General features: G+C 44.4%; 10 protein-coding genes. 3 read left to right on the top strand and 7 right to left on the bottom strand.

Annotated features, from left to right (window positions below):
- The first annotated feature begins 3 nt into the window (after positions 1-3).
- On the top strand, positions 4-1,347 hold the full coding sequence (dnaB, locus tag ACGG81_RS12890) for a replicative DNA helicase (protein WP_008977113.1): 1,344 nt from the start codon (positions 4-6) through the stop codon (positions 1,345-1,347).
- 88 nt (positions 1,348-1,435) lie between these two features.
- Positions 1,436-2,041: a helix-turn-helix domain-containing protein gene (locus tag ACGG81_RS12885; RefSeq protein WP_009263387.1), complete on the top strand. Its 606-nt coding sequence runs from the start codon at positions 1,436-1,438 to the stop codon at positions 2,039-2,041.
- Positions 2,042-2,194: 153 nt separating this feature from the next.
- Here ACGG81_RS12885 and ACGG81_RS12880 read toward each other — a convergent pair whose 3' ends face one another.
- The 4 genes from ACGG81_RS12880 to pflB all read right to left on the bottom strand — a co-directional run bounded on the left by ACGG81_RS12880 (position 2,195) and on the right by pflB (position 5,910).
- Positions 2,195-2,374, bottom strand: coding sequence for a 4Fe-4S binding protein (locus tag ACGG81_RS12880; RefSeq protein WP_330572380.1), 180 nt, complete (start codon positions 2,372-2,374; stop codon positions 2,195-2,197).
- 169 nt (positions 2,375-2,543) lie between these two features.
- The gene (gene pflA, locus ACGG81_RS12875) at positions 2,544-3,317 is read right to left on the bottom strand and encodes a pyruvate formate-lyase-activating protein (protein ID WP_008977109.1); all 774 of its coding nucleotides are present in this window, start codon (positions 3,315-3,317) and stop codon (positions 2,544-2,546) included.
- Positions 3,318-3,497: 180 nt separating this feature from the next.
- Complete coding sequence (grcA3, locus tag ACGG81_RS12870; RefSeq protein WP_270196201.1) at positions 3,498-3,758, bottom strand: autonomous glycyl radical cofactor GrcA3; 261 nt, start codon at positions 3,756-3,758, stop codon at positions 3,498-3,500.
- 40 nt (positions 3,759-3,798) lie between these two features.
- On the bottom strand, positions 3,799-5,910 hold the full coding sequence (gene pflB, locus ACGG81_RS12865; RefSeq protein WP_120090951.1) for a formate C-acetyltransferase: 2,112 nt from the start codon (positions 5,908-5,910) through the stop codon (positions 3,799-3,801).
- 367 nt (positions 5,911-6,277) lie between these two features.
- Here pflB and ACGG81_RS12860 point away from each other — a divergent pair, with 367 nt between their 5' ends.
- Positions 6,278-7,504: a substrate-binding domain-containing protein gene (locus ACGG81_RS12860; protein WP_390108703.1), complete on the top strand. Its 1,227-nt coding sequence runs from the start codon at positions 6,278-6,280 to the stop codon at positions 7,502-7,504.
- A 147-nt stretch (positions 7,505-7,651) separates the two neighbouring features.
- Here ACGG81_RS12860 and ACGG81_RS12855 read toward each other — a convergent pair whose 3' ends face one another.
- The 3 genes from ACGG81_RS12855 to ACGG81_RS12845 are packed head-to-tail and all read right to left on the bottom strand — an operon-like array spanning position 7,652 to position 12,175.
- A complete protein-coding gene (locus ACGG81_RS12855) occupies positions 7,652-9,067 on the bottom strand; it encodes a sensor histidine kinase (RefSeq protein WP_009263385.1) in 1,416 nt (471 codons plus the stop codon).
- A gap of 1 nt (position 9,068) precedes the next feature.
- Entirely contained in the window at positions 9,069-9,770 is a 702-nt protein-coding gene (locus ACGG81_RS12850) for a response regulator (protein WP_390108700.1), read from the bottom strand.
- 32 nt (positions 9,771-9,802) lie between these two features.
- Complete coding sequence (locus ACGG81_RS12845; protein ID WP_390108698.1) at positions 9,803-12,175, bottom strand: endonuclease MutS2; 2,373 nt, start codon at positions 12,173-12,175, stop codon at positions 9,803-9,805.
- Positions 12,176-12,267 lie beyond the last annotated feature (92 nt).

Raw genomic sequence — 12,267 nt, 5'->3', positions numbered from 1 at the left:
CGCATGGAAGAGGCATTGATCAAGAGAGTCCTTCCGCACAGCCTCGAGGCGGAGCAATCCGTTGTCGGCGCAATGCTGATGGACAAGGATGCGATCATGACAGCGGCAGAAATCGTCAGCCGGGAGGATTTTTACCAGACGGCATATGGCATTCTGTTTGAGGCTATGGTGGAACTTTTCAATGAAGGGAAGCCGGTCGATCTGATCACCCTTCAGGAGCGTCTGAAAGAAAAGGATGTTCCGCCGGAAATCACCAGCCTTGAATTTGCAAGAGATCTTCTGACAGCGGTTCCGACTTCTGCGAATGTAAAATATTATGCAGAGATCGTCATGGAAAAATCGATGCTGCGGAAACTGATCAAGCTGAATGAGGAGATTGAGAACATGTGTTATCTCGGTCGGGATTCGCTGGAGGCGGTGCTTGAGACGACGGAGAAGAGAGTATTTGAGCTTGTACAGAAGAGAAATACCGGAGACTATGTTCCGATCAAGCAGGTCGTGTTAAATGCGTTAGATAAGATCGAGAAGTCTTCCAAGACGAAGGGAACTGTCACCGGAATTCCGACAGGGTTCATTGATCTTGATTATAAAACATCCGGCCTGCAGCCGTCTGATCTGATCCTCGTGGCAGCGAGACCGTCTATGGGAAAGACAGCGTTCGTGCTTAATATCGCACAGCATGTGGCATTTCGCAGCAATAAGACGGTGGCAATCTTCAGTCTTGAGATGTCCAAGGAACAGTTGGTGAACCGTCTGTTTTCTTTGGAGTCTCAGGTAGATGCACAGCTGCTCCGTACCGGTAATCTGAAGGATTCCGATTGGGAGAAGCTGATTGAAGGAGCTGGAGTGATTGGAAAGTCTAAGATGATCATTGATGATACGCCGGGAATCTCTATTTCAGAACTCCGCTCTAAGTGCAGAAAGTTTAAGTTGGAGCAAGGGTTAGACCTGATCATCATCGACTATTTGCAGTTGATGACCGGACGTGTAGGCGGACGTGCAGAATCCAGACAGCAGGAGATCTCGGATATTTCCAGATCATTGAAAGGACTTGCCAGAGAGCTGAATGTACCGGTTATTGCACTTTCTCAGCTGAGCCGTGCCGTAGAGCAGAGGCCGGATCATCGTCCGATGATGTCAGACCTTCGAGAATCTGGTGCAATCGAGCAGGATGCCGACGTGGTGATGTTTATTTACCGTGATGATTATTATAACAAAGATACAGATATGAAGAACATTGCAGAGATCATCATTGCGAAACAGAGAAACGGTCCGATCGGAACTGTGAATCTTGCATGGCTTCCAAATTATACGAAGTTTGCCAATGCGACGAGAAAGCAGGAATAATGGCGAAACTTGCGATGGAAAGAGCAAAAGAACAGACCTTCAATATGTTATAATCTTTATAGGTTATTACATATTGGAGGTTATTTTTATGGGCGAAGTTCACTATATGATTTCAGAAGCTGCAAAGAGAGTCGGGGTGGAGGCACATGTGCTGAGATACTGGGAGGAAGAACTTGACCTTCCGATCGGCAGGACAGAGATGGGGCACCGTTACTATACAGAAGATGACATCCGTTTATTTCACTGCATTAAGGATCTCAAAGAGCAGAGCATGCAGTTGAGAGAGTTAAAGACCGTCATACCAGAATTAAAGAAAGCGCGGGAACAGAAGAAGAAAAAGCTGGCAGAGATGGAGGAAAGGGAGAACAGCAGAATGAGTCAGACAGAAGGACAGCTTGTCAAGGCACAGCCGGAAGTGGTGGATACGGACAAGTTTTTGCAAGTTCAGAGCTTTATCGGGGAGGCACTTCAGAAAGTTATCGTGGAGAATAATACGAAGCTTGCGCAGGAAGTCAGTCATACAGTTACAAAGAATGTACTTGGCGAGATGGAAACGTTGTTTCATCTGAAAGAGCAGAAAGAAGAAGAACATTACCGCAAGCTGGACAGCCTGATCAGACAGCAGCAGCAGATCAGACGCGAGAGTGTGAAGATATCACCGGTTGGAAAGTTGAGAAAATTGCTGGAAGGATAGCATGAAGTGAACAAAAGATGGAGTATAACATGATTTTTTAGGACAAGTTTATGCTGCAAAAAAGGGGACGGATCAGACATTACATCTGATCCGTCCCACTTTTTGCCTATATACTTACTGGGCTATGTTGGCTGCCAGGCAGCCATATCTGAATTATTCAGCAGAGATAGCTCCTGTTGGACATTGTGCAGCACAAGCTCCACAGTCTACGCAAGCATCAGCATTGATTTCGTAGTGATCTGCTCCCTGAGAGATTGCTCCAACTGGACATTCAGCTTCGCAAGCTCCACAGCTTACACATTCATCGCTAATTACGTGTGCCATAGTATGTATCCTCCTTTTCTGTGGCAGAATGAACTCTGCCTATTTGTGTTTATTTTAATACAAATGAGCCAAATATACAAGTCTATTTTGTGCTCTGAATTTAATACAAAGAAAAAGAGTTTCAATCAGAGCACAAAAAGACTAGAAGACAACAGAACAGGGACCGGAACAATTTGTCTTAAAGTTCTTCCGACAGTTTGTTCAGACGCTGCTTTTCATGCTTATATGCAGCGAGAACAACACGTTTGGCAGCCTCTGCATCTTCTTTACTTGGTTCTGGAGTATCCTTTAACGGATAATCCATATGAAGGTTATCATATTTTGCCTTTCCCATAGAGTGGTAAGGAAGAATATCAAGCGCTTTGACATTGTTCAGTGTTCCGAGAAATGTGCCAAGTTGTTCCAGATATTCTTGATAGAAAGTGATGCCGGGAACAATCACATGGCGTACCCAGATCGGAATGTTTTGCTCATCGAGATAGCGTGCAAATGCCAGGATACGCTCATTGGAGTGTGCAGTCAGTTTCTTGTGTTCTTCTCCGTTGATATGTTTGATGTCAAGCATGATCAGGTCTGTGACCTGAAGGAGCTTTTCCAGCTTTTCCATAAATACTGCATTGGATGGCTGAAACATAATCCCAGAAGTATCGATACAGGTGTGGATATGATCTTTCTTCAGCTTTGTAAAGAGCTCGATCAGAAAATCCATCTGCATCATTGGTTCACCGCCTGTCACAGTCACACCGCCATGGCGGTAAAATGGGAGATTAGAGTAGAAGCCTTCAAGTACTTCCTCTACACTTTGTTGTTCTCCGATGTTTGGCTCCCATGTATCTGGATTGTGACAGTACAGACAGCGCATCGGGCAGCCCTGAAGAAAGATTACGTAGCGCAGTCCCGGGCCATCTACGGTTCCACAGCTTTCAATCGAATGTATATATCCTTTTGTCATAAAAGACACCTGCCTTTCAGTATGATAAAGTTCGGTATGAAAAAAGGCTGTCGCAGAATGGAAAGATCAGAAACCATTTTGGCGGCAGCCCCTTGAAGTCATTATTGCAATTCGATACGGAGAACAGAACGTCTGATGACATAGACGATATGTCATCAGACGGCTCTCTCTGCCGTTACATTACATTCCTTCGTGGAATGTACGGGAAATAACGTCGTCCTGCTGTTCTTTTGTAAGTTTGATAAAGTTTACAGCGTATCCTGAAACACGAACAGTTAACTGTGGGTAGTTTTCTGGGTGTTTCTGAGCGTCTAATAATGTTTCTCTTGTAAATACGTTTACATTTAAGTGGTGTCCACCCTGTTCTACGTATCCGTCTAACATATTTACTAAGTTATCTACCTGCTGCTGATTTACTGCCATAGTGTTATCCTCCTTGATTTTGGTTTTTCTTTATCTGATTTTTGTATTGTCGGACAGATTATTCGTTGTCGATGCTGTCCATGATGTTTGGAATGTTGCAAGCCTGGTTTCCACATTCTTCGATTCTGTCAAGGTCAAGGTCACCTGCAAAAATCTTATCTTCTTTTCCAAGTGCTCCCGGAATGATAGAGAATGTGTTGGAAATTCCGTCCTGAGCATGTCTGAATGGAATCTTAGCTACAGATGCAAGGGAAGCTAATGCTCCGTGAGAATCACGTCCGTGCATTGGGTTTGCTCCTGGTGCTAAAGGTTCTCCAAGCTTTCTTCCGTCTGGTGTGTTACCTGTCTTCTTACCATATACAACGTTAGATGTGATAGTAAGGATAGAAGTTGTAGGAACACCGTGACGGTATGTGTGATGTTTTCTGATCTTATCCATGAAAGAACGTACAACAGTTACTGCGATCTCATCTACATCATCATCGTTGTTACCGTATTTCGGGAAATCTCCCTCTACTTCGTAGTCTACTACTAATCCATCTTCGTCTCTGATCGGTTTTACTTTTGCATATTTGATTGCACTTAAAGAGTCAGCTACAACAGAAAGTCCTGCGATACCTGTTGCAAAGTAACGTTTTACTTCACGGTCATGAAGAGCCATCTGGATTTTTTCGTAGCAATATTTGTCATGCATGTAGTGGATGATATTTAATGTGTTTACATATAATTCAGCAAGCCATTCCATCATGTCGTCGAATTTAGCCATAACATCATTGTAGTCAAGGTATTCACCTTCTACCGGACGGTATTTTGGTCCTACCTGTACTTTGGATTTCTCATCCACACCACCGTTGATTGCGTATAATAAACATTTTGCAAGGTTTGCACGAGCTCCGAAGAACTGCATTTCCTTACCGATTCTCATAGAAGATACACAGCATGCGATTGCGTAGTCATCTCCGTGAGTCGGACGCATTAAATCATCGTTTTCATACTGGATAGAAGATGATTTGATAGACATCTTCGCACAGTATTCTTTAAATGCTTTTGGAAGACGAGTAGACCAGAGAACTGTTAAGTTCGGTTCTGGAGCTGTTCCAAGGTTGTCTAATGTGTGAAGGTAACGGAAAGATGTCTTTGTTACGAGCGGACGTCCGTCAACACCAACACCACCGATAGACTCTGTTACCCATGTCGGGTCACCGGAGAATAATGCATTGTATTCTGGTGTACGTGCAAATTTTACAAGACGAAGCTTCATGATGAAGTGGTCAATGTATTCCTGAGCCTGTTCCTCTGTGATCAGTCCTCTTTCTAAGTCACGCTGGATATAGATATCAAGGAATGTAGAAGTACGTCCAAGACTCATTGCTGCACCGTTTTGTTCTTTAACAGCTGCAAGGTATCCAAAGTATAACCACTGGATAGCTTCTTTTGCATTGGAAGCTGGTTTTGTAATATCGTATCCGTAGATTTCTCCTAATTTTGCTAATTCGCCAAGTGCGCGGATCTGCTCAGATAATTCTTCACGAAGACGGATGTTATCTCCTGTCATTCTCACTAAAGAAGTAGCAAGCTGTTCTTTCTTGTCTGCGATCAGCCAGTCTGTTCCGTATAAAGCAACACGGCGGTAGTCACCGATGATACGTCCACGTCCGTATGCATCCGGAAGTCCTGTGATGATACCAGATTTTCTTGCTGCTCTCATCTCTGGTGTGTAGGCATCAAATACACCCTGATTGTGTGTTTTTCTGTATTCTGTAAAGATTTTTACGATTTCAGGGTCAACTTCATATCCATTTTCATGGCAGGCGTTCTGAGCCATACGGATACCACCGTAAGGTTGTAAAGAGCGTTTGAATGGTTTATCTGTCTGGAAACCAACGATCTGTTCTAAGTCTTTGTTTAAGTAACCTGCTGCATGGGAAGTGATGCTTGATACAATTTTTGTATCCATGTCAAGAACTCCGCCTGCTTCGCGTTCCTGCTTTGAAAGATCCATTACCTGAGCCCAAAGAGTCTTTGTAGCTTCTGTAGGACCTGCTAAGAAAGAATCGTCCCCCTCATATGGTGTGTAGTTTGACTGAATGAAGTCACGTACGTTTACTGATGTACGGTTCCAACGTCCTGGCTTGAATCCGTCCCAACTAGAGTTCCAGTTTTTTTCCATTATATTTCCTCCTAAATCGTTGTAAAAAAGTTAGTAGTTTGTAAAATGTTTGTTAAATAATTCACTTAGATTATATCAATTTGCTATAAGAAAAGTCAATAGGTTGGATTGTACTAAATTGCATACAGTATACAAATTGTGAACACTGTATAAAACCTTATAAAAATTTAAGAAAAAATTTCTTCTATTTTTTGTAATTTAGTGTATAGTAGATAGGTAATAACCTAGAGGGCGGACGGAAGTTGATTTTTTCTTTTAAAATTGTGAGAAGTCATTGCCGGTGCCCGAAGATTTTACGTATATTTACAAGTGTGTGACATAGGCTTTGAAATATACGTTCAGAATGAAAAAATGGAGTGTGTAAAAAATGCAGAGAAGAAGGAAGAGCATCATAGGGCTGGCATGTCTGATGAGTGCAATGCTTCTATTTTCTTCTTGTGGGAAGGAAGCAGAGGAAGAGAAGCAAGATACACAGACACAGGCAGATACAGAAAAAGAGGAGCCGAAAGAGAAAGAAGGACAGGGCAATTTAAATATTATTTCTCCGCAGGCATACAGCAATGTGGACGGTCTTACCCTGGAACCGGGAACATACATTTCCCTGATCGGGAAGGAAGCCGGAACCGAATATTGGAAGATGGTAGAAAAAGGCGCCAAGCAAGCAGTATCGGAATTGAACAGTGCACTGGGTTACAAAGGGGAAGATAAGATTAAGTTAAATTACAGTGGTCCGAGCGAGAGTGAGAGCGTGGACGAGCAGATTAATATTTTAGATGAAGAACTGGCCCGCTATCCAAATGCAGTTGGGATTGCGATCATTGACTCCAATGCTTGTTCGGTGCAGTTTGATCTTGCTACAGAGAATGGAATTCCAATTGTTGCCTTTGATTCCGGAAGTGATTACCAGGGACTGCAGTCACTCTGCGCTACCAATAATACAGAAGCAGCACAGACTGCGGCAGTGAATCTGGCTACGGCATTAGATAACAAGGGAAAGGTACTCGTATTTGTCCACGATTCTAAGTCTACTACTGCGAGAGAGCGTCAGAGTGGTTTTGCGGATACACTCGCAAAAGATTATCCGGAAGTTGAGATTGCGGAAGTTGTCTATCTAGATAATCTGGAAGACGTGAAAGGACTTTTGGCAGAGAAGAAGAACCAGGAAGCGAAAATCAATCCAGAAGATGAGAAGGCAGCGCAGAAGGAAGACTTTACTGATGAGCAGGCAATCCAGTATATTCTGGAGCAACACCCGGATGTGACGGGCTGTTTTACAACCAATGTGGATGCGACACAGAAAATACTGTCGATTGTCAATGAGATGAAGCAGTCAAAAGATACTAAGCAGGCAGAGGCTGCCAAGAATCTCAAGATAATCGGATTCGACGGAGGAGAGAAACAGATGGAGGCGCTGGAGAATGGAGAACTGGAAGGTCTTGTTGTTCAGAATCCGTATGGTATGGGATATGCGACTGTGATTGCCTGTGCGCGTTCCATCGCGAATCAAGGAAATGAGGCAGTTGTTGATACAGGATATGTGTGGGTGACAAAAGATAATATGGAAGATAAAAATATCAGCCGTATTTTGTATTAGTGAGGAAAGGAATATGAAATTCAAAAGCAGATAAAGCTGTAATCAATGCAGATACTAATACAAATCATCAAAAAAGAGAAACGACATTTCAGTGGAGGAAATGTGTTTCTCTTTTTTTGTATCGTTTCTTTTCGTGTAAGGAAGAAACTAATTTTCACTGCTTTTTGTGAGTGAGAAAATAAATTCTGTGCCGACTCCTTCGGTGCTGATAACGTTGATATTTTCTCCATGTGCCTGAATGATTTCCTTGACGATTGCAAGTCCGAGCCCGGTTCCTTTCTTGTCTTTTCCACGGGAGAGGTCGCTCTTATAGAAACGCTCCCACACTTTTGTGAGACTTTTTTTGGGAATCCCGATTCCGGAGTCTTTGACGGAGACGAACACTTTTCCATTGCGTTCGGTCGTCTCGAGTACGATGGAAGAGTCCGGATTACTAAATTTGATCGCGTTGTCCAGCAAGTTGTATAAGACTTGCTGAATCTTACCGCGGTCGGCAAAGACATTCTGGATGCGCGGGTCAAAGAGCAGTTCAATTGAAATTTTCTTGGAGGTACAAGTTCCTTCAAAAGAAGCGGCAGTGTGTTTGATCGTGTCGTGCAGATTGAAGTTGGTCTTGTCAAGAAGAAGATCTTTCGTGTCAAATTCATTTAATGTCAGAAGATCTTTTGTCAGATCCGTCAGGCGCTCGGTCTCAAACAGTATGATGTTCAAATATTTTCCCTGAAGTTCTTGTGGGATTGTTCCATCGACAATCGCTTCCACATATCCTTTGATGGATGTGAGCGGAGAGCGGAAGTCGTGGGAGACATTGGCGATGAACTTCTTCTGATAGTCTTCCATATCTTTGAGCTGTGCTGCCATATAGTTGAGAGAGGCAGACAGATAGCCCATCTCGTCTTCTGTCCGCACCGGGATCTCATAAGTCAGATTGCCGGAGGCATACTGGGTGGCAGCCTCTGTGATCTTCCGCAGCGGCTGGTAAATGAAAAAGTGGAATGCCAGCAGTATGCAGAAAGATAAAATGTAGATGACAACAATGGTAATATAGACATTTCGCAATAAAGAAGAAGTCTGCTGTTCGAGATCTTCGTAAGGTTTGTGCAGCAGCAGATATCCCTTCGTCGTAAAGCCTTGTGTGACCGGTGCAATCACTGTGATGACTTTTTTATCAAAAAGATCATGGTAAGTTCCGAGCAGATATTTGGAACTGCCATTTTCCGCAGGATCAAAGTCTGGGATTTCGGATGGCGGAACCGGCATTTCATCTGCTCCCGCAGATAGAATCACCTGTCCAGTACGGTCAATGAACCATGTTGATGCATGCAGATAGGTCGACATCCCATTTAACTGCGTGTGAATGTCGGAAAGTGTCAGATCGTCTGTAAAATATCCGGTCAGGTAATCATTGGCGAGCAGGGTGGCTTCTTTATAAAGGGTATCAGAAGTATCTTCTTCCAGCTCGGAGATCGTCAGCTCATGGGTGAGTGTGGCGACTGTGAACAGGCAGAGAAATCCGAAGATCAGATAAATGCTGATAAATTTTAAGTATAAAGTGCTGCGCATACTATTTCACCTCAAACTTGTACCCGATACCCCACACGGTGCCGAGACACCATGTCGGATGGTCCTTGATTTTTTCGCGCAGACGCTTGATGTGCACATCGACAGTTCTTGTATCTCCGATGTATTCGTAGCCCCAGATTTGGTCGAGGAGCTGTTCTCTTGTAAATACTTGATTTGGTGAGGATGCGAGGAAATAAAGCAGTTCCAGTTCCTTTGGAGGCATTTCGACTACTTTTCCGTCACAGACGACAGAGTAGTTCGTCAAGTTGATCTCAATGCCAGGGTAGGAAACGCATTTGCCTTTCTCTGCGGCAGCAGTTTCCTGTCTAGGTGCCTGGTAGCGGCGGAGCACTGCTTTGACTCTTGCGACAAGCTCTTTGGAATCAAAAGGCTTGATCATGTAGTCATCTGCACCAAGTTCGAGACCAAGTACTTTATCAAAGACTTCTCCCTTTGCGGAGAGCATGATGATCGGAGTATCTGATTTTGCCCGAATCTCGCGGCAGACCTGATAACCGTCAATGCCCGGCAGCATTAAGTCAAGCAGTACAAGATTTGGCGAATAGTTGTCAAATGCAGCTAACGCCTCCTCGCCGTCATGTACCATCATCGTGTCGAAGCATTCTTTCAAAAGATAGAGGGAGATCAGCTCTGCAATATTTTCATCGTCATCGACGATTAAGATTTTCTGTTTAGTTACCATGGGGTAGGAATCCCTCCTTTATTTCAAATCTACTACTTAAATTCCACGATCGTGACGCCGGCATCTCCTTCACCGAACGCACCGAGGCGGTAAGATTTTACATGTTTTTGTCGTTTTAAATAGTTATGGATACCGCTGCGGAGTGCACCGGTTCCCTTGCCGTGCACGATGCGGACGGGACTGATGTGCGACATGTACGCATCATCCAAATATTTGTCAAGTTCTGCGATTGCCTCGTCTACTGTCTTTCCGAGTAGGTTAATCTCTGGGCGGACAGACATGGTCTTTTTCATTTTCATCTTTCCGGAGGAAGTCTTCTGCAGATGTTTCCCCGTGATCACAGGTTCATCGATGATCTCCAGATCGGAGATATTTACCTGGGAGCGAAGGATTCCCATCTGTACGAAAAGATCTCCTTTCGCATTTGGAAGAGAACTTACGGTTCCGGTCAGATTGAGGCTGAGCACTTTTACGGCCTCGCCGAGTTTGAAATCACTTGGTTTATGCTGTTTTTTCGATTTTTTCGTATCAAGCTTCACACCGGATCCGGTCTTTTTGATCTTCTGGCGGAGTCGTTCGCGCTCGCGTTCCATCTCTGCGGCAGAGATATTTTCTTTCCCAAACTTGCGGAAGTTCTTCATAGTCTCGTCAGCAACTTCTTTTGCCTCGCGGAGAATCGCGTTTGCTTTTTCGTTTGCTTCATTGATAATACGCTCTTTGCGCTCGTCAAGGCGTTCTTGTTTTTGCTCTAATTTCTGTTTCAGAGCTTCTACTTCGCGCTTGTAGGCAGCGATTTCCTGCTGTTCTTTCTCAATGGTACGTCTGCTGTTTTCGAGGTCTGCAAGGAGATCTTCAAAGGATTCATCCTGTTCGGACAGACGTTCTTTCGCATCTGCGATAATATAATCCGGCAGACCAAGTTTACTGGAAATCGCGAAGGCATTACTCTTTCCCGGGATACCAATCAGCAGATGGTAAGTTGGACGGAGTGTCTCTACGTCAAATTCACAGCAGGCATTTTCTACACCTGGAGTGGAAAGTGCATAGACTTTCAGCTCACTGTAATGAGTCGTTGCCATCGTGCGGATTTTCCGCTCGTGCAGGTAGGACAGAATGGAAGTTGCAAGTGCAGCTCCTTCGGTTGGATCGGTTCCGGCGCCGAGCTCATCGAACAGCACAAGAGAGTGCTCATCCACGTGCTGCAGGAAGGAAACGATATTGGTCATATGAGAAGAGAAGGTACTGAGACTCTGCTCGATACTTTGCTCATCGCCGATATCCGCATACACTTCGTGGAACAGCGCCAATTCTGAGCGATCCAGTGCAGGAATATGAAGTCCTGCCTGCCCCATCAGCGTGAAAAGACCGACTGTTTTTAGCGATACGGTTTTTCCGCCGGTGTTCGGACCAGTTACAATCAGAAGATCAAAGGCATCTCCCAGTGTGACCGTGATCGGGACTACCTTTTTCTTATCGAGAAGCGGATGGCGTCCTTCACGGATATGGATATAGCCATGGTCGTTAAAAATCGGTTTGCTTGCATTTAAGGAGAGGGCAAAGGAACCCTTTGCGAAGATAAAGTCCAGTTCTGTAAGCAGCTTATAGTTTCTGCGAATCTCCGTCACATAGCCGGCGGCATCTGCGCTGAGATTGGCAAGGATCACCTGGATCTCTTCCTGCTCCTTTCCGTAAAGTTCTTTTAGATCATTATTTAACTTTACGACAGCCATTGGTTCAATAAAGAGTGTCGAACCGGTAGAAGACTGGTCGTGGATCATTCCCTGTACCTGGCTGCGGTATTCCGCTTTGACTGGAAGACAATATCTGTCTCCGCGCATCGTAATAATGGCATCCTGCAGATAAGTACGCAGAGAGCCGTTGACAAGCGAAAGAAGCGTAGAATGTACTTTGTCGTTTGTCTGGGAAATACTTCTTCGAATGTGCTTCAGGGTACTGCTCGCGTCATCGCTGATCTCATCTTCATCGATAATGCAGCGGCGGATCTCGCCGGCAAGGATCGACAGTGGTTCCAGCTGATCGAAATACACGTCGAGGCAGTCCTGCTCCTCGTCCACAGTCTCGTGCCGCCCATAAGCTTTGGCACGGTTTGTCACTTCCAGTAATTTGCAGATGCGGAGCAGTTCATTGCAGCCGAGCGCTCCGCCAATCTCCAGACGCATCAGAGAATCTTCCACAGTGTATACACCGCTGAAAGAGAGACGTCCTTTTTTTACAATTCTTGTAAAAGCCGCCGCGGTCTGTTCTTGCGCGGTTGTGATTTCGGCCAGGGAGGTCATCGGAGCCAAATGGCTGCAGAGTATCTTTCCGCCCGGGGAAGAAGCCTGCTCTGCAAGTAATTCAGTTATTTTGTTGTATTCTAGTTTTTTTAAAGTCTTTTTATTCATAATCATTCACCTGTTTCCATTCTACCTTATATTTGTAATAAAGGAAAGCAGAAATATTCTATACTTATTGAACATTGACAAATGTTAGGGTA

This window comes from Faecalimonas umbilicata, from assembly GCF_042846195.1.
In the GTDB taxonomy this organism is placed as follows: Bacteria; Bacillota; Clostridia; order Lachnospirales; family Lachnospiraceae; genus Faecalimonas; species Faecalimonas umbilicata.
The sequence above is the reverse complement of the archived record's forward strand: the minus strand, read 5'-3'. Positions and strand labels throughout refer to the sequence as shown.

Excerpts from the sequence above, each read along its gene's own strand:
- dnaB (WP_008977113.1), top strand. The coding sequence starts at position 4 with ATGGAAGAGGCATTGATCAAGAGAGTCCTTCCGCACAGCCTCGAGGCG.
- ACGG81_RS12885 (WP_009263387.1), top strand. The coding sequence starts at position 1,436 with ATGGGCGAAGTTCACTATATGATTTCAGAAGCTGCAAAGAGAGTCGGG.
- pflA (WP_008977109.1), bottom strand. The coding sequence starts at position 3,317 with ATGACAAAAGGATATATACATTCGATTGAAAGCTGTGGAACCGTAGAT.
- pflB (WP_120090951.1), bottom strand. The coding sequence starts at position 5,910 with ATGGAAAAAAACTGGAACTCTAGTTGGGACGGATTCAAGCCAGGACGT.
- ACGG81_RS12860 (WP_390108703.1), top strand. The coding sequence starts at position 6,278 with ATGCAGAGAAGAAGGAAGAGCATCATAGGGCTGGCATGTCTGATGAGT.
- ACGG81_RS12855 (WP_009263385.1), bottom strand. The coding sequence starts at position 9,067 with ATGCGCAGCACTTTATACTTAAAATTTATCAGCATTTATCTGATCTTC.
- ACGG81_RS12850 (WP_390108700.1), bottom strand. The coding sequence starts at position 9,770 with ATGGTAACTAAACAGAAAATCTTAATCGTCGATGACGATGAAAATATT.
- ACGG81_RS12845 (WP_390108698.1), bottom strand. The coding sequence starts at position 12,175 with ATGAATAAAAAGACTTTAAAAAAACTAGAATACAACAAAATAACTGAA.